The organism is Bradyrhizobium sp. AZCC 2289 (assembly GCF_036924615.1).
Lineage (GTDB): Bacteria > Pseudomonadota > Alphaproteobacteria > Rhizobiales > Xanthobacteraceae > Bradyrhizobium.
This window is the reverse complement of record NZ_JAZHRY010000001.1, coordinates 193,257-217,019: the sequence shown is the minus strand read 5'-3', so window position 1 is coordinate 217,019 and position 23,763 is coordinate 193,257. Positions and strand designations below refer to the sequence as shown.

The 23,763-nt window shown below is 61.7% G+C and carries 22 protein-coding genes and 3 pseudogenes; 14 read left to right on the top strand and 11 right to left on the bottom strand.

What is annotated here, in order from left to right; all coding sequences use genetic code 11:
* The first annotated feature begins 16 nt into the window (after positions 1–16).
* The 7 genes and pseudogenes from V1289_RS01150 to V1289_RS01120 all read left to right on the top strand — a co-directional run bounded on the left by V1289_RS01150 (position 17) and on the right by V1289_RS01120 (position 7,140).
* On the top strand, positions 17–1,291 hold the full coding sequence (locus V1289_RS01150) for an MFS transporter (RefSeq protein WP_334395279.1): 1,275 nt from the start codon (positions 17–19) through the stop codon (positions 1,289–1,291).
* A complete protein-coding gene (locus tag V1289_RS01145; RefSeq protein ID WP_334395278.1) occupies positions 1,291–2,613 on the top strand; it encodes an arsenic transporter in 1,323 nt (440 codons plus the stop codon). The genes V1289_RS01150 and V1289_RS01145 overlap by 1 nt, the downstream gene beginning before the upstream one ends.
* Positions 2,610–2,969 carry a hypothetical protein gene (locus V1289_RS01140; RefSeq protein ID WP_334395277.1) on the top strand — a complete coding sequence of 120 codons (360 nt, stop codon included), beginning with the start codon at positions 2,610–2,612 and terminating at the stop codon, positions 2,967–2,969. The genes V1289_RS01145 and V1289_RS01140 overlap by 4 nt, the downstream gene beginning before the upstream one ends.
* Before the next feature lie 287 nt (positions 2,970–3,256).
* Positions 3,257–3,520: pseudogene (locus tag V1289_RS01135) on the top strand (IS110 family transposase); the annotation flags it as partial.
* Positions 3,521–3,752: 232 nt separating this feature from the next.
* Positions 3,753–5,390 carry a cation:proton antiporter gene (locus tag V1289_RS01130; RefSeq protein ID WP_334395276.1) on the top strand — a complete coding sequence of 546 codons (1,638 nt, stop codon included), beginning with the start codon at positions 3,753–3,755 and terminating at the stop codon, positions 5,388–5,390.
* A complete protein-coding gene (locus V1289_RS01125; protein ID WP_334395275.1) occupies positions 5,360–6,076 on the top strand; it encodes a universal stress protein in 717 nt (238 codons plus the stop codon). Before V1289_RS01130 ends, V1289_RS01125 begins: the two co-directional genes overlap by 31 nt.
* 296 nt (positions 6,077–6,372) lie before the next feature.
* A complete protein-coding gene (locus V1289_RS01120) occupies positions 6,373–7,140 on the top strand; it encodes a hypothetical protein (RefSeq protein ID WP_334395274.1) in 768 nt (255 codons plus the stop codon).
* Here V1289_RS01120 and V1289_RS01115 read toward each other — a convergent pair.
* Positions 7,082–8,143, bottom strand: a pseudogene (locus tag V1289_RS01115) (IS630 family transposase). The gene V1289_RS01120 and the pseudogene V1289_RS01115 overlap by 59 nt on opposite strands.
* A gap of 375 nt (positions 8,144–8,518) precedes the next feature.
* Here V1289_RS01115 and V1289_RS01110 point away from each other — a divergent pair.
* A complete protein-coding gene (locus V1289_RS01110; protein WP_334395273.1) occupies positions 8,519–9,040 on the top strand; it encodes a hypothetical protein in 522 nt (173 codons plus the stop codon).
* A 363-nt stretch (positions 9,041–9,403) separates the two neighbouring features.
* A protein-coding gene (locus tag V1289_RS01105) for an IS3 family transposase (protein ID WP_334395272.1) occupies positions 9,404–10,536 on the top strand; the annotation gives its coding sequence in 2 pieces (ribosomal slippage) (positions 9,404–9,659 and positions 9,659–10,536; 1,134 coding nt in all).
* 61 nt (positions 10,537–10,597) lie between these two features.
* Here the strand turns inward: V1289_RS01105 and V1289_RS01100 are convergent.
* A pseudogene (locus V1289_RS01100) lies at positions 10,598–10,846 on the bottom strand (SOS response-associated peptidase); the annotation flags it as partial.
* A gap of 321 nt (positions 10,847–11,167) precedes the next feature.
* Here V1289_RS01100 and V1289_RS01095 point away from each other — a divergent pair.
* The gene (locus V1289_RS01095; RefSeq protein WP_334395271.1) at positions 11,168–11,416 is read left to right on the top strand and encodes a ribbon-helix-helix domain-containing protein; all 249 of its coding nucleotides are present in this window, start codon (positions 11,168–11,170) and stop codon (positions 11,414–11,416) included.
* Positions 11,417–11,466: 50 nt separating this feature from the next.
* On the opposite strand, the gene V1289_RS01090 is transcribed toward V1289_RS01095, so the two are convergent.
* Positions 11,467–11,661 carry a hypothetical protein gene (locus V1289_RS01090; RefSeq protein WP_334395270.1) on the bottom strand — a complete coding sequence of 65 codons (195 nt, stop codon included), beginning with the start codon at positions 11,659–11,661 and terminating at the stop codon, positions 11,467–11,469.
* Positions 11,662–13,293: 1,632 nt separating this feature from the next.
* Here V1289_RS01090 and V1289_RS01085 point away from each other — a divergent pair.
* Positions 13,294–15,084 carry an adenylate/guanylate cyclase domain-containing protein gene (locus V1289_RS01085; RefSeq protein WP_334395269.1) on the top strand — a complete coding sequence of 597 codons (1,791 nt, stop codon included), beginning with the start codon at positions 13,294–13,296 and terminating at the stop codon, positions 15,082–15,084.
* Positions 15,085–15,268: 184 nt separating this feature from the next.
* The gene (locus tag V1289_RS01080; protein ID WP_334395268.1) at positions 15,269–16,273 is read left to right on the top strand and encodes an integrase core domain-containing protein; all 1,005 of its coding nucleotides are present in this window, start codon (positions 15,269–15,271) and stop codon (positions 16,271–16,273) included.
* Positions 16,274–16,464: 191 nt separating this feature from the next.
* On the opposite strand, the gene V1289_RS01075 is transcribed toward V1289_RS01080, so the two are convergent.
* The 8 genes from V1289_RS01075 to V1289_RS01040 form a co-directional block, all read right to left on the bottom strand.
* Entirely contained in the window at positions 16,465–17,391 is a 927-nt protein-coding gene (locus V1289_RS01075; RefSeq protein WP_334407200.1) for an HlyD family secretion protein, read from the bottom strand.
* 44 nt (positions 17,392–17,435) lie between these two features.
* Entirely contained in the window at positions 17,436–17,882 is a 447-nt protein-coding gene (locus V1289_RS01070) for a DUF983 domain-containing protein (protein ID WP_334395267.1), read from the bottom strand.
* Complete coding sequence (locus V1289_RS01065) at positions 17,879–18,088, bottom strand: DUF1656 domain-containing protein (protein WP_334395266.1); 210 nt, start codon at positions 18,086–18,088, stop codon at positions 17,879–17,881. Before V1289_RS01065 ends, V1289_RS01070 begins: the two co-directional genes overlap by 4 nt.
* On the bottom strand, positions 18,085–20,136 hold the full coding sequence (locus V1289_RS01060; protein ID WP_334395265.1) for an FUSC family protein: 2,052 nt from the start codon (positions 20,134–20,136) through the stop codon (positions 18,085–18,087). Before V1289_RS01060 ends, V1289_RS01065 begins: the two co-directional genes overlap by 4 nt.
* A 23-nt stretch (positions 20,137–20,159) precedes the next feature.
* The gene (locus V1289_RS01055) at positions 20,160–20,387 is read right to left on the bottom strand and encodes a hypothetical protein (protein WP_334395264.1); all 228 of its coding nucleotides are present in this window, start codon (positions 20,385–20,387) and stop codon (positions 20,160–20,162) included.
* A 548-nt stretch (positions 20,388–20,935) separates the two neighbouring features.
* Positions 20,936–21,697 carry a sulfite exporter TauE/SafE family protein gene (locus tag V1289_RS01050; RefSeq protein ID WP_334395263.1) on the bottom strand — a complete coding sequence of 254 codons (762 nt, stop codon included), beginning with the start codon at positions 21,695–21,697 and terminating at the stop codon, positions 20,936–20,938.
* On the bottom strand, positions 21,688–21,987 hold the full coding sequence (locus V1289_RS01045; RefSeq protein ID WP_334395262.1) for a DUF1127 domain-containing protein: 300 nt from the start codon (positions 21,985–21,987) through the stop codon (positions 21,688–21,690). The genes V1289_RS01050 and V1289_RS01045 overlap by 10 nt, the downstream gene beginning before the upstream one ends.
* 85 nt (positions 21,988–22,072) lie before the next feature.
* A complete protein-coding gene (locus V1289_RS01040) occupies positions 22,073–22,213 on the bottom strand; it encodes a hypothetical protein (protein ID WP_334395261.1) in 141 nt (46 codons plus the stop codon).
* A gap of 243 nt (positions 22,214–22,456) precedes the next feature.
* Here V1289_RS01040 and V1289_RS01035 point away from each other — a divergent pair, with 243 nt between their 5' ends.
* Positions 22,457–23,353 carry a LysR family transcriptional regulator gene (locus tag V1289_RS01035; protein WP_334395260.1) on the top strand — a complete coding sequence of 299 codons (897 nt, stop codon included), beginning with the start codon at positions 22,457–22,459 and terminating at the stop codon, positions 23,351–23,353.
* A 216-nt stretch (positions 23,354–23,569) separates the two neighbouring features.
* Positions 23,570–23,758 carry a hypothetical protein gene (locus V1289_RS01030; RefSeq protein WP_334395259.1) on the top strand — a complete coding sequence of 63 codons (189 nt, stop codon included), beginning with the start codon at positions 23,570–23,572 and terminating at the stop codon, positions 23,756–23,758.
* Positions 23,759–23,763 lie beyond the last annotated feature (5 nt).

The window sequence follows — 23,763 nt, the reverse complement described above, 5'->3', positions numbered from 1 at the left end:
ACGACTGGAGCGCAACGTGACACAAGCCTCGAACAAGCCGGCATTGAAAGGCCTCTGGCCGCTGCTGTCGCTTAACTTCTTCATGGCCGACATGCAGGCGGGCATCGGCCCGTTCCTGGGTGTCTTCCTGTTGGCGCATGGCTGGCAGAGCGGACTAATCGGAACGGTGATGACGGTCGGCGGCGTGGCCGGAATGTTGATGACCACGCCTGCGGGCGCCCTGGTCGATGCGACCAGACGCAAGAAGCTCTATGTGATCATCCCCGGCCTATGCACGGTGATCGCGTCCGGGATCATCCTGCTTTCGCAGAGCTTCTGGCTGGTTACGATATCGCAAGTCGCGACGGCCGTCGCGGGTGCGGCGATTGGGCCCGCCGTGTCAGGCGTCACGCTCGGCATCGTCCGTCAGGCCGGCTTCAACCGCCAGAACGGACACAATCAGGCGCTCAACCATGCCGGCAACATGGTGGGCGCCGGTCTGTCGGGTCTGCTCGGTTGGCAATTCGGCTTCACCGCTGTGTTCTGGCTGGCGGCCTTGTTCGGCGTTCTCTCCATCGCTTCCGTGCTGATGATACCGGGCGAAGCCATTGACGATGACGAGGCGCGCGGTCTCGATACCAGCAGCGGTCAAAACGGGAAGGTCGGCGGCATTACCGTGCTTTTCGAGTGCAAGCCGCTGCTGATCCTCGCAGCCGCGCTGGCCTGTTTCCACCTCGGCAACGGCGCGATGCTGCCGCTTTACGGGTTGGCCGTCGTTGCGAACAAGCAAGGCGACCCCGCCGGATTTGTCGCGATCACCATCGTCGTAGCCCAGAGCACGATGATCCTTGCTTCCCTGATCGCGATGCGACCCGCAGAGAAGGAGGGCTACTGGCTGGTGTTGCTGGTCTCGTTCATCGCGTTGCCGATCCGTGGCGTCCTCGCCGCCCATGTCATGAACAAGTGGGGTGTCTATCCGGTGCAGATCCTCGACGGGATCGGGGCGGGACTTCAAAGCGTGGCCGTGCCTGGCCTTGTCGCGCGCATCCTCAACGGCACCGGGCGTGTCAACGTCGGACATGGCGCCGTCATGACCGTGCAGGGTCTCGGCGCCTCGCTCAGTCCGGCGATCGGCGGATGGATCGCCCAGAAAATCGGCTACGGCGCGATGTTCGTTACCCTCGGCAGCTTTGCGCTGGGGTCGATCGCGTTGTGGCTGGGGTTCGCATCGCTGCTCCGGCCTGCCTGCGCACGGCCGCATGGTTCATCCGCCCCGGCACTGGCTGGCGCGCTTGCCGCGGGAGCGCGCTGATGGTCGGCGTCAACGCAGCGACCTGGGGCATCGCGGGATTGGCGACGTTCGGCGTGATCGCGCGGCCCTGGAATCTTCCGGAGTTCATCTGGGCGGTGGCAGGTGCGATGCTACTGGTGCTGCTCAATCTGCTGCCTTGGCCGGAAGCGCTGGCGGCTGCGGCCAAGGGCACCGACGTCTACTTCTTCCTGATCGGAATGATGCTGCTGACTGAGGTGGCGCGCAAGGAAGGCCTGTTCGACTGGTTGGCGGCGCAAGCCGTGCGATCGTCGAACGGCTCGGCGAAGCGGCTGTTCCTGATCGTATACGTCGTCGGCACCATCGTCACGGTGTTTCTGTCCAACGACGCCACGGCGGTGGTGCTGACGCCGGCGGTCTACGCGGCGACGCGCGCCGCAAAGGTCGAGTCGCTGCCATATCTCTTCATCTGCGCCTTCATCGCCAACGCGGCGAGCTTCGTGCTGCCGATTTCCAATCCGGCCAATCTGGTCGTGTTCGGCACGCAGATGCCGCCGTTGTCCGAGTGGCTGCATTACTTCGCGCTGCCGTCGGCGGTCGCGATCGCCGCGACCTATATCGCGCTGCGGCTGATGCAGCGTCGCGGACTGGATGCTGCCGTCGCCGCCGTCGACGAGATTCCGCCGTTTACGCTGGGCGGCAAGCTCGCAGCAGCCGGGATCGCCATGACCGCAGTGGTGCTGCTCGGCGCTTCGGCACTCGGCCGCGATCTCGGACTGCCAACGTTCGTAACCGGCGCCGCCGTGACCGTCATCATGCTGCTGATCGGCCGGCAGTCCCCCATGCCGATCCTGAAAGACGTTTCATGGTCGGTGCTCCCGCTGGTGGCGGGGCTGTTCATCCTGGTCGAAGGGCTGAACCGGACCGGTGTGCTGCCGTCGCTGGCTGGCATCCTGAAAGATGCTGCGATGGCTTCGCCGCAGACCACATCCTGGATCGCCGGGATCGTCGTCGCTGTCGCATCGAACCTCGTCAACAACCTTCCGGCGGGACTGATTGCTGCGACCGTCAGCCAGGCCGCGCAGGTACCGGCGCATGTTACCGGCGCGATCCTGATCGGGGTCGACCTCGGACCAAACCTCTCCGTCACCGGCTCGCTCGCCACCATCCTGTGGCTGATCGCGCTGCGCCGCGAAGGAGAGCATGTCGCGGCCTGGCAATTCCTCAAGCTCGGCCTCGTCGTCATGCCGCCCGCGCTGCTGCTGGCGCTGCTCGCACTATCGGCGATGTCGTCACGAACGCCCGCTCCACCCGCCATCAATCCGTTCGCGCCCCTTCCGGGGCGATCAACGAGACCATCGTGAACAACGACGACAACTCAAATCTTGATGTTACCGGCGTGTCTCGCCGCGCCACCTTGACTCTTGCCGCGGGCGTCGCCGCGCTTGGCGTCGTGCTCGGCATGCGTTCCAACGCCTACGCGCAGGGAAAGGGTGAAGGGAAAATGGAAGGCAAGGGCGAGGGAAAAGTCGAAGCCAAGGGTGAAGGAAAGGGTGAGGGTAAAGGCGAAGGAAAGGCCGGGCGTATCAGGGTCGACATCGACGGCGAAGGTGCGACGACCGTTGACGTAAAATGCGCGGAAGGTGAGCCGATGCGCGCCTGCGCCGACTTGACCAAGGAGATCGTCGACAAGATCCGGGCTGCCCCAGTCAAGCAATAATCAGGTCTTGCGCGGGTCCGCCATTCCCGCATCACTTCAGGAGGCTATACCATGACCTACGGCGATCTGGTCTCCCGCGTCAATTTCGACATGGAGCGTGACAGTCCGGCTCAGTTTGCCTGATTAAGGCGTGATCCGGAAGGCGAGGCCCTCCGTGACACCGAATTAAACGCTCTGTCCCCCGTCAAATCCAACAAATCAACATCCGCTAATGGGATGGTCCGGCCGTGCTCCGGCCCTGCCAGCACGAGAAGCTGGCAGGGGGCGCTCAAGACAAGGAGCACGCCATGTCTCAGATACCCAATACCGCGATCGCCGTGATCGGCATCGATATCGGCAAGAACTCGTTCCACCTCGTGGGTCATGATCACCGCGGTGCCATCGTGCTGCGGCATAAGTGGTCACGCGGCCAGGTGGAAACGCGGCTCGCCAACCTGCCGCCGTGCTTGATCGGAATGGAGGCCTGCGTCGGCGCGCATCATCTCAGTCGCAGGCTCCAAATGCTTGGCCACGACGCCCGCCTGATGCCGGCGAAATACATGCGCCCCTACGTCAGCCCAGTTGAGTTCGAACGCAAGGTGGGATTAGCTTAAGGAGGTGTCCATCAAACCGCCAGCAGCCCAGGTTGTCTGCTGTACCGGCCGGCCAGGGAGAAAACGCTGTCATCGCCATCCCGGGTGACGGCGACTTTTTCGGCGAAGGATGCTTCATCGGGCAGCCGGTGCACCTGGCTACGGCCACCGCGATCACGGACTGTTCGCCACGCGCATAAAAAAGTGAACCATGGTCAAAGCACTCCACGGCCAGCCGTCGTTTGCAGAGGGGTTGGCCCAAGCAACAGTCACACTTGAACGCCCACGACTTCTGATCGCGGCGCCGCGGCTCTGTGCGCTGATCTTGTTCAGCCTTGCCGATGTCACAGATGCCTTCGCGGCGGAGGTCGCAAAGGGACCTTCGGAAGTCGTCTTTCTGGCTCAGTTGATCGCGCTGATGGTGATCGGCCGGCTGCTCGGCGAAGCCATGAATCGCATTGGTCAGCCGTCAGTCATGGGCATGTTGCTTGCCGGCGTTCTGCTCGGACCGTCGGTGCTGGGCACGCTCTCGCCCGAGATGCAGATCGCGATCTTTCCAAAGAACCCCGAACAGAAGGCCATGATGGATGGCATCTCCCAGTTCGGCATATTGCTTCTGCTGCTGCTGACCGGGATGGAGACCGACCTCAAGCTCGTAAGGCGAGTCGGCCAGGCCGCGTTGAGCATCTCGCTCAGCGGCGTCGCGGTACCCTTTCTTTGCGGCTTTGCGCTCGGGCAGCTTCTGCCGGAATCCCTGCTGCCGCATCCCGACCAGCGCCTTCTCACCTCGCTGTTTCTCGGCACCGCCCTTTCGATTTCCTCAATCAAGATCGTAGCAGCGGTCGTGCGCGAAATGGGCTTCACCCGCCGCAACCTTGGTCAGATCATCGTCGCATCGGCGATCTGCGAGGACTCCGTTGGTTGGGTCATCATTGCGATCACGCTGAGCTTGGCAGAGGCGGGAACGATCGACGTCGCCAGTGTCGCCAAGAGCGTATTGGGCACTGCTATCTTCTTGGCCGCGAGCTTTACGGTTGGTCGTCGGCTGGTGTTCTTCGCGATCCGTTGGGCGAATGATAGTTTCGAGAGTGACTTTCCCGTGGTTACGACCATCCTCGTGATCATGGGTCTGATGGCTCTGACGACGCACTTCATTGGTGTGCACACAGTGCTGGGCGCCTTCGTCGCGGGTATTTTGATCGGCGAATCGCCGATCATGAGCAAGCACATTGACGAGCAGCTTCGCGGCCTCATTCTAGCATTCTTCATGCCAGTATTTTTCGGCATCGCTGGTCTTTCCGCCGACCTCGCGATCTTAAGGAATCCTGAACTCGCGATAGTAGCGCTTGGTCTGATCTCGGTTGCGAGCCTAGGGAAATTCGCCGGTGCGTTCCTTGGTGGCACGATCGGGGGCCTCACGCGGCGCGAATCCCTTGCACTTGGCTGTGCTATGAATGCGCGCGGATCGACTGAGATCATCGTCGCCACCATTGGCCTATCGATGGGCGCACTCAGCCAAGATCTGTTCACGATGATCGTCGCTATGGCCGTGGTCACGACGATGGCAATGCCGCCGATGCTGCGCTGGACCTTGCGGCGGGTGCCGATAAGAAAATCGGAGAAGGAGCGGTTGGAGCGCGAGCAACAAGAGGCCAAAGGGTTCGTGTCGAACCTGGAACGTCTCTTGCTCGCGGTCGATGACAGTCCGAACGGCAAGTTCGCGGCGCGGCTTACTGGCTTAATCGCCGGCCAGCGGGGCATGCCGACCACGCTACTCTCCCTGCAAGCCGACAAGAAGTCGAACGGTAGCGATTCGAGGTGGACACAGACTCCGGCTCGCCGGAGGTGACCAGCGCAGACGTGCTGAAGGCCGCTGCAGCAGAGAGCGGAAGGAGCCCGGATGACGGCGCGCCGTCCCGGATCGAGGTTACGGTGCGCGTGCCCGCCGGCTCGGCGGAAGATGCGGTGGCAAGTGAAGCCAAGAAGGGCTATGATCTCCTGGTGATCGGAGTCGAGCAGACCAGAACGAAATCCGGTGATTTCAACCCGGCTCTCACGCCGATCGTCGCGGCCTTCGACGGCCCGTTGATCCTGGTGGCAGGTCGCGACCGGCATTTCCAGCAACTGGACGTTCCCCCCGCAAGAATTCTCGTCCCGGTCGCCGGCACCGACGTTTCACGGCGCGCGGCCGAAGTCGCCATCGCGCTCGGACGCGCGTGCAGCGCGTTGGTGACGGTCCTCTATGTGTCTGGAAGAACGTCGCATGGCTCAAAACCAGCCCGCGCTCGCCAGCGTGAGCAGGCGATTCTGAGGGACATCGTCGAGATCGCCGAGGGCTACGGTACCGCGGTGAAGACGGCAGTACGCGCCGCTCCGGCTCCAAACGAGGCCATTCTGGCCGAAGCAAAGAAGGGTCGGCATGATCTGATCGTGATCGGGGCAAACCGCAGACCTGGCGACAAGCTGTTCTTCGGCGATACTGCGGCATTCGTATTCGAGCAGGCGCCGGGCTCGATTATACTGGTGATTACCTGAGAAACGCGAGTTAACCTGACGGAGCCGCGTGCGGACAAGGAGAACTCAGATCTGATGCGACGATAGAGGAGGTGACCGGCCAACCGCAAGGCCACACATCGCTTTGGTTGAGGTGCAATCTTTTGCGCCGCCGCAGAGATAGCTCGAGCGCTGGGGCATCCCGTCAGGCAGCGGTATGGCAAGGTAAAGGCCAATGCGTTACAGCCAGCTGTTTGACGAAACATTCTTCGATGAAGCGCTCGGCACCTGTCCTGTCGGAAACCTAATCCGGCTGGCAAGTGAGGCCGAATCGCGCGATGTTTCTGGCTTATGAGAGAAGCTTGCAGCCTGGTCTGGACGGTGCTGGTGTTATTGTTCCAGTCGCGGCCTCGTTGGAAGCTGAGATCCTGATCCTTCGTCATCAGCTTAACATCCAGCGACGGCACCTGCCAAAGAGACTGACTTTCAGTGCCATGGATCGCCTGATCTTGGTTGGGCTGTCTCGTTTGGCGCCAAGTACCCTCAATGCGCTGACGATTGTGAAGCCGGAGACTGTCGTCCGTTGGCATCGTGCCGGGTTCAGATCTTACTGGCGCCGGAAATCACGACCTCGTTCCGGCCGACCGACGGTTGCGGTCGAAATACGACGGCTGGTCCGCGAGATGAGCATTGCCAATCCTCTGTGGGGAGCGCCGCGGATTCATGGAGAGTTGCTCAAGCTCGGTATCGAGATCGGCCAGACCAGCGTCGCCAAATACATGGTCAGGCGGAGACACCCGCCGTCGCAAGGCTGGAGAACCTTTATCCGCAATCACGCTGATGGGATCGCTGCGATGGATATGTTCGTCGTGCCGACAATCTCGTTTCGGCTGCTCTATGGATTGCTGATCATGGGGCACGGCCGGCGACATATTCTGTGGTTTGGCGTCACAGCGCATCCAACCGCAGAATGGATCGCAAATCAGGTCGCGCAAGCAGCGGTTGGGAGCAGGCTCCCCGCTATCTCATCCGTGACCGGGACGGGGCTTATGGTGAGGTCTTTATCCGCGCGGCGACGATTTTGTCTGGATCTGCGGTCCAAGTGAAGGGCTTGGGATCATTGTTGGTTTGGTCGAGGAAGCGGTTGATGGCGGCCTTGAGTTCACGGACCGACCGGAAGACGCCGCGTTTGAGGCGCCGTTTGGAGAGTTTGGCAAAGAAGCCTTCGACGGCATTGAGCCACGATGACGAGGTGGGCGTGAAATGGAAGGTGAACCGCGGATGGCGATCGAGGCATTTGCGCACCTTCGGGTGTTTATGGGTCGCATAGTTGTCGAGGATGACATGGACCGCTTTTTTGGCTGGGACTTGAGCCTCGATCTGGTTGAGAAAGCGGATGAACTTCTGATGCCGATGCTTCTGCATGCAGCGTCCGATGACCTTGCCTTCGAGCACGTCGAAGGCGGCAAACAGGGTAGTGGTGCCGTTGCGTTTGTAGTCGTGTGTCATAGTGGCGGCGCGCCCCTTCTTGAGGGGCAGGCCCGGTTGGGTGCGATCGAGCGCCTGGATTTGGCTCTTCTCGTCGACCGAGAGCACGATGGCATGCTCGGGTGGATTGACGTAAAGCCCCACCACGTCATGCAGCTTCTCGACGAAGTTGGGGTCGTTCGAGAGCTTGAATTGCCGGACGCGATGCGGCTGCAGCCCGTGCGCTCGCCAGATACGCTGAACCGAGCTGGCGCTGATGCCGGCCTCCTTCGCCATCATGGTTGCGGTCCAGTGCGTGGCCTTCTCCTGGCGGATCGGTCTGCGTGAGTGCCACCACGCGTGCTGCAACGTCCGCTCCGAGCGGCGGAATGCGCGAGGGGCGTGTCTTGTCGCGCAGCAGACCCTCGAAGCCCTCTTGCATAAAGCGTTCCTGCCAGCGCCAGACGCAGGTCTTGGACTTGCCGGTCTGGTGCATGATCTCATTGGTGCCGAGCCCGTCTGCACTCAACAAGACGATCTCAGCCCGCACACCTGCTTCTGCGGCACGTTGCGATCCCGCACGAGCGCCTCCAAACGGAAACGGTCGGACGGAGTAACGATGATCGAAATACCCGTTCGCATGCGCCAGATTCGCATGCAATCGGCTCCTCGCGAATCCCTCAGGGGGATTCAAATGTCAGATTTGATCCACTAGATCGTTTGCTGTTCAAGGAGCCGAAGCTATCTCCTTGAGCATCGGCACCTTGATTCTCCTCGCGTCACATCGGAAGTGTCTTTGGGGCGCGCCGGTCGTTCCGGCTGCTAACACAGGGCAGGGATTCGGAATCGTCGGAGCCGAACCTTTTCAACGTGTTCCGCGGCCAGTGCACAGAAGCGCTGGGCAGCGACCTCCGCCTTCTCCTTGCCGCGGGTCGCCGAGCTGGGGATCGCGCGAGGTCATTTTGATCTTCCATGTCGTGCGAGAACCGCACTATATCGCCGCCTGGAGGCATGAGCATGTTCGGAAAAAAACGGCGAGAGAAAATACAGCGTGAGCATGAGGCACGGCAGGCGCAGGAGCGATTCGAGCGGAACGAGCGTGCTGGCAAAGAAATTTACGCCCGCATGGCTGAGCTGAAGAATGTACCGCGCGAGAACCTTCCGGACGCGGTTTTTATGCTCTCTATGGCGGCAAAGCACCAGAGCGAGCAGATTCGGCAGTCGATCAAGGACCGTACGCGGTACGACTTTGATTTTGACACGTTGACGGACAGCGATCTTGCGACCTACCTCGCGGAGGACGCGGCATATGCGCTCCGAGATCACGTTACTAACCCGCAGACATTCTTCGAGGCCATGTCTGAGCAATTGCCTGACGTGCACTTCACAATCCAGCAACAGGACGCCGTTTCAATGATGGCTGCGATGATCCGGGAGCAGCGGCTGGAAGGTATCCTAGAAGGCCTGCGTCTTGCCGGCTTATTGAACGAAGCGCCGAAGCGCCGTCGTACCAGCCCTGAGACGGACGGGTTGGGTTAGGCCCTCAGTTCGAGGTCGACTGTTCCCTTTGGCGCTTCTCGAAGCGCAAGGATTGGCTGCTCGACCAGGACCGTCCGCCCGATTGACGTCCGACATCGCCTCAACCATCTCGGCAGCGCTCAAGGCATCCGAGCGCCTGAGAATCGCCTACCTCTCGCGGGGATCGATTCGGGCTGTGTTTCGGCATGGATTAAGGACCCCGTTCTCGGGGTGATCTGCGGATGTTGGTCGTCCCGCCATCCGGCTCCATCCGAAGCAATTCCTTGAAATCACGGTAGAGCCGGACTCGCTAATTTGAACAGGACGCTAAGTGGAGTTTCTGCCTGACGGCGGGCACGATAAGCCCGCGAATCAGGAGAGACCATGAACAGACGACCGCGCCGGAACCATACCCCGGCCTTTAAGGCAAAGGTGGCGCTTGCCGCCGTCAAGGGCGACCGGACGATAGCTCAACTGGCCGAGCATTTCGACGTCCACCCCAATCAGATTACGGCGTGGAAGGCGCAGCTGGAGGGTGGCGCTTCCGGAGTTTTTGGACCTGGGGGCACGGCGGCTGCCACGCCGGCGGTCGATGTGAAGTCGCTGCATGCCAAGATCGGGGAACTGACGCTGGAGAATGATTTTTTAGAAGGAGCGCTCACCAAGGCGGGATTGCTGAGCGCAAAGCGATGATCGACCGTGAACATGATCTGTCGATCACCAAGCAGGCAGAGGTTTTGAAGGTCGGCCGCGGCAGCGTGTACTATCTGCCGCGTCCAGTCTCTTCAGCCGACATCGAGATCATGCAGCGTCTCGATCGGCTGCACCTGGAGTATCCCTTCGCCGGTTCGCGGATGTTGCGAGGCCTGCTGGCTTTGCAGGGGTGCAAGATCGGCCGCCGGCATGTGACGACGCTGATGCGGCGGATGGGGATAGAGGCGCTCTATCGCCGTCCGCGCACCACGAAATCCGAACCCGGCCACAAGATCTATCCGTATCTGCTGCGCGGCATGGAGATCATGCGTCCAAACCAAGTCTGGGCCATGGACATCACCTACATCCCGATGGCGCGCGGCTTCGTCTATCTCGCCGTCGTGCTCGACTGGGCGACGCGCCGGGTTTTGTCCTGGCGGCTATCGATCACGATGGAGGCGGCGTTCTGCGTCGAGACACTGGAAGATGCTTTGGCCCGTCATGGCAAGCCGGAGATCTTCAACACCGATCAGGGCTCGCAGTTCACCGGTGCGGCCTTCACCGGCTTGCTTGCCAGCCACGGCATCGCCATCAGCATGGATGGCAAAGGGGCCTGGCGCGACAACGTGTTCGTCGAACGGCTGTGGCGCAGCATCAAATACGAGGAGGTCTATCTGCGAGCCTACGAAACCGTCGGCGAGGCACGACATTCGATTGGCCGGTATCTCGATTTTTACAACGGACGACGTCCGCATTCGAGTCTTGACGACATGACCCCGGATCAAGCCTACTTCAACCTTCCGCCGCTCCGCGCGGCGGCCTAACCCCGGCAGAGGCTCCACTTATCGACGCGGAGATTCTGTTCAGACAACCGGGACCAGCTCTGGTCTTGCCTTTGACCTGCAGCTTTTCGGCCCGTTTCTTGGTCGCATCCATCAGCGCCTTTGACGACGATGGCATTCCCCATCGCGCCGTGGCGAGCTCGCGGCCGTCGGGGCCGTTGCGCACGATTGGCGCCTGGTAGTCGGGAAACACCCCAGGCATCGGAGCGAGGTTGCCGACGTATCGGTTCACGACACGAAACAGCGCAATGATAGCGGCCTGGTTTGTAGTGATCGAGTAGAGATTGCACATGCGAGCCGCGCTTCAAAACCCCGGACTTGATCCTAGTTTGTCCTCAACTCACTTCGCTTCCGCATGTAATAGCCCTGCGTCTGAACCCCCGACCTTATCTCGTCGCTGACGCTGGCGAGCCTCCTCTTTCTCTTTTGCCGTAGGCCAAATGCAATTTTAACGGTGGGTTATTGGCTTTGACCCTTGCTGGATGTGTTCCGCGTCTCTGGAGGAATAGGATGGCACCAACCGACCGCCTCATAGCAGCCTGCTCGCGCAGCGCTGAGCGATGCTGGTCCCAGCAAGCTCTTGCTGCGCTCGTATCGACGACGGAGACGCCTTATGAAGTCGCCCGTCGTTAAGCGCTCGATCGTGGTCGCCGGGCACAAGACCAGCGTCAGCCTCGAAGAGGCGTTCTGGAACGGCATGAAGGAAATCTCCAACCTTCGGGACATGACATTGTCCGAGTTGGTCGGCGAGATCGACAGGAACCGCGAGCAGGGCAACCTCTCGTCCGCGCTCCGGCTTTTCGTGCTGGACTATTTCCGTTCGCGCGCGACAGGAACGGCGGCTGCCAGGCCGCAGGCTTAAAGCGTTATGGTTCTGATTGAATTAGAACCGCCGCGCGCCCCGACTTGATCCTAGTTTGTCTTCAACTCACTCCGCTTCCGCACGTAATAGCCCTGCCTCTGAACGGCAGACCTAATCTCGTCGCTGACGATGGCGACCTTCCTCTTTCTCTTTTGCCATCTCCCCGACGAGCCACCGAGAGGTATCGACGATCCCTGCCTCACCACCAGCAGATCACGTTTATGGTTTAGGTACACGTCGAACATGTGCCACCTCCGATCCGAACCCAAAACACTATCGTTTCGGAGCAGAAAGAAGGTTGCGTGAATGCAACAGCCCGAGCGGTATTTTGGTGATCTTCACCGTTCACCCGGCCACCACGTTGACGGCGGATCGCTCGCGGAAATCTTGGTGGTACGCAGCGCCACCAGATGGCTGCGCTTGTAGGGATAAAGCAGACTTAGGCCAATCGCTCACCGATGCCGCCTTTTGACCCAACTGAGAGTGCGCCAGGAAGCTGGCAAAGAATAGGAGGTGAAAGTCCCCCACGGGGACGGTCTAGCCAACCGCCCCGACCCCGAGTGATGCACGAGGTTCTGCTCGCGAGGGCAGCCGTGAAGCGTTCACAGGGGAGACCACGGGCCAAGTATTGAGCTGCGAAACGGGTCTAATTCCGGGGTGCCGATCTCCTTCCGTTGAAGAGAAGGCAACATCGTCCCATGACGTACTGGCTTGCATGGGAAGAACCTCGCGCAGTCGGAGACCTTGTGCACGTGGAGAAGTTCTTTGCGCGGAACCTGGGAGGTCTCATCGATGCCCGGACTCGTGTGCCGGGCCGGCTCGGGAAGGCTACAATCCGCACGCCGAGCATGAACGTGGATGAGAAGTCGGATGAGGCCATAGTACTTGCGAAGCGACTGAACAAGGGGAGGCAACCCCCGGCGGAGGTCGTGGAGGGAAGGGCCTCACCCAAGGGAAACAGCCGTTAGGCGGCCGCGGTTCGGACACTGAGCCGAAATGCCGCGTCGATCCGAATGATGGCTGCGCGTCGGGCGACGAGCGTGACTAGATCGTTCATCGTACGACGTCTGACCCGAGGGAGGAGCCCGGTGCGTTAGCAGCGCACGCCGGGATCTGTGCGGTTGCGCCTTGCAAGCGCGTTGAAGTCTGCCGTCTGCGATGACGGCCGCGGCAAAGCCTAGCGAGCAGCCGCGAACCGAGTCTTGCGTGGCGTCCGGTAACGGCCGTTGCGAAGCGTAGACAGGGAGGTTGTAGGCCGGAACGACAGTGAACGGGAACATAGCCCCGAAATCGATCGTGATCGGAGTAGCCGACCCTATCCCGTAAAGCGGAAGGCGGAATCGCAGCCCGCGCTATAGCGAGCGGCCTGAGATGCTCCCGGGGTTCGTACCGCCAGCATGCAACCTAAGGAAGCAACGCGAACAAGGGAGATCCATCCGGTTCAGGCGCAAGCCTGTAGGACTTGCCAAGCCAGGTGAGAAGGGTCTGATGACCGGGTGGAAGTCAGACTGACTGATAGTACTCTGCGGTCGGGAGAGCCGGCTACATGGGAAAGCGGTCAGCGGTAGTTGAATTGTTCTTGGGCGACATGGGCTCCATGCAACGGGAGTTACGGCCTTCTACTCAGAGAGAAGATCAGCTGACCATGGAAACGAAACTTGAACAGATAGCAGCGAAAGCTGTGAACCAACTGCCGAAGAGCGTGGTGCGGGAAATCCGCACGCCACGTTCTGTGGGAGCCGGGGGCGGGCGACCGCCTCCGGCGACCCGGTGGGCGAGGAGAAATCGTCGTCCCTACCGCGACCATGGGCCTAGCCAGACGTCGGCACATAATTATGCTATGTCGGCATTCAAGTTCCCCGAGCACGGGGTGTACCTTGAGCGAGCGCGTGGAACGGCGACTGGCAGCGGTGCTGGCGGCAGACGTCGCCGGTTACAGCCGTTTGATGGGCCTCGATGAGGAACGCACGCTCGCCAATCTGAAATCGTTCCGAAAGACGCTTGTCGATCCCAAGATCACCGAACATCGCGGCCGAATCGTCAAAACGACGGGCGATGGAATGCTCATGGAATTCGTGAGTGTGGTCGACGCCGTTCGTTGCGCAGTCGATATTCAGCGCGGTATGGCCGAGCGCAACTCTGGGGTACCGGCGGACAGGCGCATCGAATTCCGTAGCGGCATTCACGTCGGCGACATCATTATCGATGAGAACGATATTTTTGGTGACGGCGTCAATATTGCGGCGCGCCTTGAAGGCATCGCCGAACCGGGCGGGGTCTGCATGTCCGATGACGCCTACCGGCAGGTTCGGGGCAAAGTCGAGATTGCGTGTGAGAATATGGGACCGCAGCTCCTCAAGAATATTTCTGAGCCAATGCAGGCGTGGCGGTTTCGGCTGACTGGTCAAACCACTTCAGCAATTCAATCAGGTTCGGCTGTGAGCCAACGCCAGGTGCTCCCGCTTCCGGACAAGCCGTCCATCGCCGTGCTTCCGTTCCAGAACATGAGCGGTGATTCGGAACAGGATTACTTTGCTGATGGAATGGTCGAGGACATCATCACGGCGCTGTCTAGTTTCAGAGCGCTGTTCGTCATCGCCCGCAATTCTAGCTTTACCTACAAGGGCAAAGCAGTCGATATCAAGCAAGTCGGACGCGAACTTGGGGTGCGCTATGTTTTGGAAGGGAGTGTTCGCAAAGCGGCAAACCGAGTGCGTATTACTGGACAGCTCATTGACGCAACCACAGGGGCGCACCTCTGGGCTGACCGTTTCGACGGCACGCTTGAGGACGTCTTCGATCTTCAAGACCAGGTAACCGTCAGCGTAGTCAGCGCCATTGCACCGAAGTTGGAGCAGGTGGAGATCGAGCGCGCCAAACGCAAGCCGGCCGAAAGCCTTGACGCTTACGATCTTTACCTTCGTGCCTTGTCGCAGGTGCATAGAATGACGCCAGAAACGCTCACGGAGGCAGTTTCGCTAGCCAAAAGGGCACTGCAACTTGATCCCTCGTATGCAGCCGCAGCGGGATTAGCAGCTTGGTGCCGCGGCATACAAAGAGGTCAGGGCTGGGTTCTCCCGACCGGGCCAGAGGACGAGGACGGCATCCGCCTTGCCAGGCTGGCGATTGAGTTTGGGACCAATGATCCCGATGCTCTCTGGATGGCGGCCTATCTATTGTCCGTTGTGGGGGATCAAACGGCCGCGCTCTCCGCGCTGGATCGTGCTCTTGCGCTCAATGCAAATTCGGCACACGCCTGGGGCACCAAAGCTCTGTGCCAGTCCCTTCGCGGCGCTGCTCACGCGGTGGTTGCTGTCGAAGCTGGCAATCGCGCAATCCGGCTCAGTCCGCTAGATCCACTGTGCTACGTCTATAAATTCGCAGTCGCGTTGGCATATCTGGGTGCTCGCCAATACCAAGATGCCGAGGTCTGGATCGACGACGCGCTGCGCGAGCAACCAAGATTCCATGCTTCAATTCGCGTCAAAGTCTCTCTTTGCGGGCTTCTCGGCAGGAATGAGGAGGCCCGAGACTGGTTGGGTCGGCTCCTCGATCTTCAACCCGGTCTGACGATTGCCGCGTGGGCGGCTCACGCAGCAACCTTTCTTGCCCCGGAGACGAAAGCACTGATGATCGTCGGTCTGCGCCAGGCCGGTCTGCCCGAATGACCATCGTGGCCAAAGGTACTCGCCCGTGCCGACGAGGTGATCGAATAGTCTCCGAAGCGATTGAGCCATAGCTGTTCTGCGCTACGCCGCGTTTGCGACGCAGCATTTGCGTCCGCATCAAGTGCGACGACCATCGAGACCTGATACTCTACACCCGGCTCCTCGAACTACGATGGAGGATCGAATGAAGCGGCGGGACTTCATAGCGCTTTTTGTGGTTGCGGCAGCTATGATCGTCTTGCGACGCAAGCTGAAAGGCCGGGCTCGCCTCACGAACAACGACCGCTGGTTCTTGGTTCAGCTCTATCGCTGGTTCCCGTCGATCCTTCCGGTTCTCATGATTATTCGACCCGAAACGCTGGTGGGTTGGCATCGGGCCGGCTTTCGCCGCTATTGGCGTTGGAAATCGTGTCGACGGGGCGGGCGACCGCAGATCGAGACAGAATTGCGCGCGCTGATCCGGCAGATGAGCACAGAGAATTTGCTTTGGGGTGCGCCGCGCATCCACGGCGAACTGCTCAAGCTCGGGTTTAGCGTCGCTCAATCAAGTGTCGCCAAGTATATGGTCAAGCGACGCGGGCCTCCAAGTCAGGAATGGCGGACCTTTCTGCGAAACCACGCGCCGGACATCGCCGCCATGGATTTGTTCGTAGTACCGACCATTGGCTTTAAGCTGCTGTATGGCTTCGTCATCATCCGGCTTGATCGCAGAGATCTCGTCTGGATCGGCGTCACAACCAACCCGACGGCGGAGTGGGTTGCACGTCAGATCACCGAGGCTTTTCCTTCGGATGGCGCTCCGCGCTATATGATCCGAGATCGAGATCGAATCTACGGCACTGTCGTCACGCGCCGACTGCGTGCCATGGGTATCCGAGACAAGCCAATTGCACCGGCCTCGCCTTGGCAGAACTGCTTTGCCGAACGGCTGATCGGATCGATCCGGCGCGAGTGTTTGGACCACATCATTGTCCTGGACGAGGAACATCTGCGTCGGATTCTCATTGAACAAAGATGCGCCTGTCTCTCGCCAGGTTCAGCGATCCGGCGTCATAAATTCGCGCGCCATACTGGGCGGACTTCATCGTCAATACGTTCGGATATAGATTTTCGGTACACACAGCCACCAGCCCGATCAATACGATGTATCCGGCGGCGGCGCCGAGCGACATCCAAGATCGGTAGTTGAGCCGGTGAGCGCGCATGACGTTACCTCGGCGCTCCATCGCGGCGGATTAGCCGTGTTTTGGCGCGCGTGTGCGCCGACGACAGGCTCGTGTGCAGCGCTTCGAGAACATGGGCCGTGAAGATGCCGGTGCTTAGCATTGCCAGAAACGCTACCAACATTTTTGATGGAGCCTTCATCTGATTTGGGGGCTTTCAGCCGCACGAGGACGCGAATGCGACCGCAGATCGAGTCATGTGGCAGCTGGCGCGCTGCGGGGCATCGCGTCCGTTTTTGGCTGCGGCCGCCTCGCTGCGGGACGCCGAGCCGAGCACCTCGACGGTGGCGGTGGCTCCCGCAACGAGGTCGTTTCGCTCGGGGCCGTCTAGCGCGATCCGGACCGGAACACGTTGCGCCAGCCGCACCCAGTTGAAGGTCGGGTTGACGTTGGCAAGCAGGGTCGAGCCGTTGCTGCGATCGCGATCCTCGATACCCGCCGCGACGCTTTCCACCCTGCCGCGCAGCGTGTGGTGGCTACCCATCAAGCGCACATTAACGGGATCGCCGACCCGGATCCGCTGCAGCTTGGTTTCCTCGAAATAGCCCTGGACATGCAGAGTGTCCGTATCGAGCAGCGCCATCACGCCCTTTCCGGGCGTCAGATAGGCCCCCGGTCGCAGCTCCATGTTGGTGACGATGCCGCTGACGGAAGCGCGTACCTCGCTGCGCTCGAGATTGAGCCTGGCGAGAGCGCGGTCCGCGGCCGCCTGATCGTAGTTGGCCTTGGCCGTGGCCTGCGTGGCGACGACCTGATCCATCCTCTGCCTGGAGACGACGACATCAGTCGTCAGGGCGCTGTAGCGCTTCAGGTCGGCATTGGCATTGTCGAGCGTGGCACGTCTGGCGTCCAGCACCGCCTCGGCCTGCTCCAACGCGATGGCGTACCGTGCCCGATCGATCCGGAACAGCACGTCGCCCTGATGAACCTGCTGGTTGTCCCGGACCAGCACCTCGCTCACGAAGCCCGAGACGTCGGGAGCCACGGGGACCACGTCGGCCCGCACGTGGCCATCGCGGGTCCAGGGCGCATCAAAATAGTAGTCCCACAGCTTGTAGCCGGCCCAAAGTGCGAGCAGCAGCATGAGACCGGTCGGCGTGAAGCGGCGCAGCGAACTCAGAAGGGTTTTCACGACACGAACTCCTTGGAGACGAGCTTCGGCAGGGGTGGTGCGACACCATCGCGGGCTTCTCCATCCCGGCGGCGCCTGGCGGCTTCGAATCCGTGCATGCCGGTCTGCCACTGCAGGCCGACGATTGTCCCCTTCACCGGCTGCAGCAGAAACAATGCGGCAAGCGCGGTAACGGGGATCCAGATCAGCAACTGCAGCCAGGTGGGAGGCGAGTAGGCCATCTCGACGGCAAGGAGTGCCGGCACGACGAGATGGCCCACGATACCGATCACCAAGTAGGCCGGGAGGTCGTCTGCGCGTTGCGGCGTGTAGTCCTCTCCGCAAACCCCGCAGTTGTCGACCACTTTCAGGAAGCGGCCGAACAGATGGCCCCGGCCGCAGTTGGGGCACTTCATCGTGAACCCGCGCCACAAGGCTTTCGGGAAAGAGACAGGGGCGTTCATGAGAATAACTCCTTCGAAGCGTAGACGAGGCTGGTGACGAGGCAGACGTAGAGCGCGAAGTCGAACAGGGCGGGATGCCAGACATGGCGGTAGAGGCCGAAGCGGCCCATCAGCCTGCTCACGCTGCGGGCGAGGACGTAGGCAACCACGCTCCACTGCAGGAGGCTCGGAACGATCACGCCGAACAGATCAAGCTCGTATTTCATGCGGCTGTCCTGTGTTCGATTTTCTGGGGTTGATAGGCCGTCGATTGCGGGAAGAGCCCGGATCGAACGCCGGCGAGGCCCATCAGAACCTGGTCGCGGGCCTCGCTGGGCGGTTCCTGCAAGGTGAATGCGATCGTGCTATCGAGTTGCCCGACAAGGCCGTGGGGGAGCGGACCCGCCGTATGCGTCCTGCAGATCAGGGCAAGACGAGCGAAAAAGGCTTCCACTGCTGCTCTCGTGCGGCGTGATAGGCCAAAGCTCGTCTGCCTCACGCCGATAACGTTGAGCGCCGTCCGAAGCTGGCGGAGATTGGCGGCGTCGTTCCTTGCCTCGGCAGGGACTAAGGCAATGCGCGCGGCAAGTAGGGCCAGCCGATGCTGCATGAGACCGGCAAGCGCCAACGGATCCTGGTCCGACTTGCGCTCGGCGATCGCGGCCAGCGTGCTCCAATTGCTTCGGAGCAGCCGGCCGGCGATCCAGCCGGCTCCGAGCAATCGAACGATGCCGCAGATGACGCCGGTCAGCGCGACGCCCACCATCAACGCCACGCTGGAGTTTGCATAGGATTGGAAGTCCGCCGAGTACGTCTCGGTCAGCGTCAGCTGCACCGAGAGGTAGATGGCGAGGATTGAGCCGATGCGCGCGGTCGCGGGCCGCGCGGTCATCCAGCCGAACAGCAGGAAGGTCGGCATGAGGGCGGCAATCAGCATCTCAAGGGTCGTAATCCGCGGCAACACGCCAAACAGGTAGATTCCGTGGATGGCGATGACGACGAGGAATAGTCCGTAAAAATTGCGAAACGTTGGAAGAGGATCGTCTACGCCCGCTAGAAAGCTGCCGACGACGGCGGCGAACAGCGGAGCCGCTGCGCCGTCGGGCCAGCCCGTGGCGATCGAGAACCCGCTGCAGGCCAGGACGGATAGCGCTACGGAAGCGGCCGCCAGCAGCGCGGGACCGTGGTCCCGGTGCGGAACGGCGACCGTCAACGTGTTGGGCCTGAAGGCGAGCGGAAGCTGTTCCGTATCGCAACCGTCGGCGATCGCCTCGCGCAGGATCTCGCAGTCCTGCATGACATCGACGAGGTTGCGCAGCCGGACGACCAGACCGGCAGTCGAGATGTCGGTCCAGCCTGCATCCGCTTCCAGCGCCGGCCGGATTTCATCGATCGCCGCACGCAACTTCTCGGCTTCCTGCCCGCCGTGCTGGCCGGCTTCGAGCCATTGCGCTATCCGTGTGCAGATCGCGTTGAGGGGCGCCAGCGCCTCGTCGTCTGAATTGAGCGTGAGCTTCCGGTCCTCGATCGATCCCAGCAGCGGAAGCAGCGCCATCATATGCTGCCGGAGACGGATCAGGCCTCGCCCGATATTTGCGGAGGCGGCCGCCTCATAGCCGAGATGGCGGCCAAGCTGGTCGATTTCGGATGCCGCGGCGGCGAGACGTATGCGTTCGCTGTCACGCTCCTGATCGCTTCCGCGGCCGGTAAGGACGTCCGCAGCGAGCCGGCGCGCACCGGCGAGCCATGCATCGGCTTGCGCGGCGACCGCGGAGGCCACGCTGCGCGGCAGCACGAGCATCGCGACGACGCTCGCGCAGAGGATTCCAAGCGTGATCTCCTGCACGCGGGAAACCACTATGTCGAAGGCCGACTGGGGCGTCGAGACGATCGGAAATCCGAGGAGCGCCACGGTGTAGCCGGCCAGCAGGAACACGTAGCTGCGCGGCGTGCCGTCGATCAGCGAGAGGTACAGACAAATGCCGACCCACAATGCGATGCAGAGGCTGAGCACTTCCGGCGCGTTGACGAGGTTCGGGACCAGCGCGATCGTCCCCGCCGCGCCCATCAGTGTCCCCAGAATGCGGTAGACGGCCTTTGAGGTGGTCGCCCCGGTGAACAGGTTGGACGTTATGTAGACGGACGCCATGGCCCAGTAGGGGCGCGGCATGTCCAGCAGGAGCGCGATCGAGAACGCCAGCATCGCCGCTGCAAAGGTCCGCAGCGCGAAGATGAGGGCGGCATGTCGGTCCCGGAACGAGGCGGCTTGGGTCATGGCGGTAACCGTCGGGCGTTGGTTCAGCAGTGAGCGATGTTCGCGGTGCAGGGCCTCGCGTCGGCTTGCGAAGCCGCCACAAAGGAGTTCAGGCCGCATTCGAGCGCTCCCGGACGCTCTATCCTGCAGTCGACGGATTTCGTCGCCGTCCGGATGGCGCCGATGCTGCCGTCGGGCTTCAGGACGGTCACGAACACGACGAGGCACAGCATTTTGCCGGCGAACACGCTTAGGCACAGAACGTCTTTCATGTCGGCTCCTGATCAATCGTTTGTGGCTGCACTGGTCATACGAGGGCCGGGCGGCCGCGGCTTTGGTTGCTGTCGGGGTCGGCTGGGCGCTGTCCATCGCGGCAAACGAATCGAGCGGGCCGCGTTGCGCGACCGCGGTCGGATCTCGGTTGAGAATGGCGTCCGGCTCGGGCCCGCGCTCAGCGGCGAGCGGCTTCCCCGAACGCGCGGTGTCGAATACCACCCGTTCCGGCCATTTTTGGTCCGATCGAATGCGCAGATTGACCCTCTCACCGGGATCAGCTGCTGAATGTGAATGCGCAGCGGGGCGCGGCAGCAACCAGTCGGCGCCAAACAGCGCCACGAGAAGAGCGCTTCCTACCCACACGAAGTATTGCCGTATCGGCATGGCATTCAGATCCTCGTCGGCCGAACGGTCGCCCCGGCGCGCTGCGGCTCGTTGCCCTCAACAGAGACGAAGGTAGGGGCACGACGGGCCGCGGGCTTTGCATCGCCTGCTGTCATTTTGTCGGTTCTTGCTGGCGTCCCAGGCGCGGGCGCCAGCCGCGTCAAATCACGAGATAGCCGGAAACTCCGTCCCACAATAATTTCAGCGCGGTCACGACCAGCAACGCGTAGCAGATGCGATAAATCTGGCGTTGGTCCAAACTTCCGTGCAGCCGCCAACCAGCCCACACGCCGGCGGGAATGGCGGGCAAGCAAAGCGCCATCAATATCCAGACGCCGACTGTCGGCTTGACCAGCAGGAGCCATGGCACCGCCTTGGTCGCGTTGCCGACGGTGAAGAAGAGACTGGTCGTTCCCGCGTAGACCTCCTTGCTGAGGCCGAGGGGCAGCAGATACATCGCAAGCGGAGGTCCGCCCGAATGCGCCACCATCGTGGTGACTCCCGAGGCGAGGCCGGCGGTGATGGCCTTCGGCGTCGAACGCGCGCGGGTCGTCACCTCCGCGCCTGCGAGGAGCCATAGCCCGACGAAGATCAACGTGACGGCGGCCATCACGATCGCGATGGCGCGGTGATCCAGGAAGCGGAACAGCAGATAACCGAATCCGATGCCGGTCACGAGCCCCGGCAACAGCGGCAGAAGGTCAGGCTTCGACCACGTCGAGGGCTTCCAGTAGAGCAGGGCGAACAGATCCATCGCGATGAACAACGGCGCCAGAAGGCCTCCGGCCATGACCGGGTCCATCACGGTCGACAACAGCGGAATCCCGATGATCGAGAATCCGCCGCCAAACGCGCCCTTCATGAAGCAGATCAGGAACACGCCGGCAAAGGTGATCAGGATCGTGGCGACGGTCAGCTCCATGGCGCCGCCCCCGCGGTTGGCGCGCGCTGGCGTCCGCCTGGATATGTCGCGGCGGCCGAGACCAATTTGTCCGCTTTGTCCGAATGCGTCACCCGGCCGAAGACAGCCGCCTCGATCTGGAAACGGGTCAGGCCAATGTCCCGGAGCGCGCGGTCGTCGAGATCGCGAAGGCATGCCGCGCCGGTCCGCCGGCCGAGGTGGTTAGCGATCCGGTTGCAAGCTGTGCTGAGCAGGCGGAAAGCACCTGTCGTGACGGCAGGCAGCACGATGGTCGAGAGGATGGCGGGCATTTGTAGTCTCCAATGCTCTTGGGGCTATGCAGTGCAACCTGGCGATTTTCGTCACGCCCGGCTGACGGGTCTCCGCCGAACCGCCTCAATGATCCGCGGGCTCCGGGATCATCCACGAGGAAATCGTCTGCCAGGCGCCATCGCTCGACTTGCGCTGGTACGCGACGAAGTCGGCATCGTCGCCGTGCTGGGTTTCGTAACGATGGGATTCGGAAGGCCTTGTCATTGAACTCTCCTTGCAGTTTTCGAGGACCGGCTTCTCGCGCCGTCGTCCCTGAAGATCTACCGGGTACGCGGCCGGGTGTAGTGGGCGTCGGTGGAAACGGTCCTTCCGGGCTGCGGAAGGCCGGCTTGAACGGGACGTCCGTGCGCCCGACCCCCGGCGATCGATATCGATGCCGCCTTCCGAGTTCCGGGGCGATGTGGCAAAATCGGAAGACGTTCTTCCAAATATCGGAAGGGGGATACGATGGATCGCCTGGAAGCGATGTCGACCTTTCTGGCCGTGGTCGAGCACGGCAGCTTGTCCGCGGCCGCGCGGCGAATGAAGACGCCGCTTACGACGGTCAGCCGCAACGTATCCGACCTCGAGGCTCACCTGCGGACGAAGCTCTTCCACCGATCGAGCCGGCAACTGGTGTTGACGGAAACGGGCTCGTCCTACGTTGCGGCCTGCAAGCGCATTCTCGCCGATGTGACCGAAGCCGAGCGTACCGCGTCCGGTGAGTATACGGCGCCGACGGGCGAACTGGCTGTGACGACGCCGTTGGGTCTCGGGCGTGTCGTTCTCATGCCGATCATCGTTGACTTCCTCAAGGCGTACCCGGACATCAAGGTCAGAATGGTCCCCACCGATCAAAAGCTGAATCTGGTTCAGGAGCAGATCGACGTCGCGGTACGCATCGGCCAGTTGCCGGATTCGAGCTTGGTGGCATTGCGTCTCGGCAGGACGCGCCGAGTGGTGTGCGCCAGTCCCACCTACCTCGCTGCTCGCGGAACGCCTCGCAAGCCCGAAGATCTGGTCGGGCACGATTGCATCAGTTATCAGGGCTTCTCGCTTCCCGATGCATGGACGTTCGTCGTGGACAAGGAGACCATAGCGGCGCCGGTGCATACGCGGCTCCTCGTCGGCAGCGCCGAAGCGGCCTGCGCTGCGGCCCGCGCCGGCCTCGGGATTTCCATGGCCTTCGCCTATCAGCTCGGGACCGGTTCGGAGGAAGGCGCGCTGACGACTGTGCTCGACGAATTTCAGCCGCCGTCGATGCCGGTGAATCTCGTGTATGCCGCCAATCGCTTTCTGCCGATCAAGACACGAGCTTTTCTGGACTTTGCCGGTCCGCGGCTGAAGCGGGTCTTCGCCGAGTAGGCAGCGGCCCTGCAGACCCTCCCAGGGGCGCGGCCAGGAATCTGTGCAAAGGCTTGCCCGTGCACGTAGTTCGGCTCTGCTGCCACCGGCCAACTGCAGTCGAGGCCTTCCGGAATCTGGAAGGACGTCTTCCGGATTTCCCGGCTGTTGGCCCGACCCGTCCGCCCCATCTGCCAACCATACCCGCCGAAACCGGCGCTACAGTTGGAGGCGAACATGGGTGAAGTTATCCGTTTTATCCCGAAGGCCGAGCGCGAACGGCTCCGCCTGATACGCGAAGCCCGCGCGAATTACGACAGCGTCTTTCCGTCGGCTAGTTCCGTCAACGGGCAGCGCGACAGCGCTCCACCCGTCCATTCCGTCGAGGGAACCTGGATTCATCGGGGCGGCGACGTGTTTTCGTGATCGGC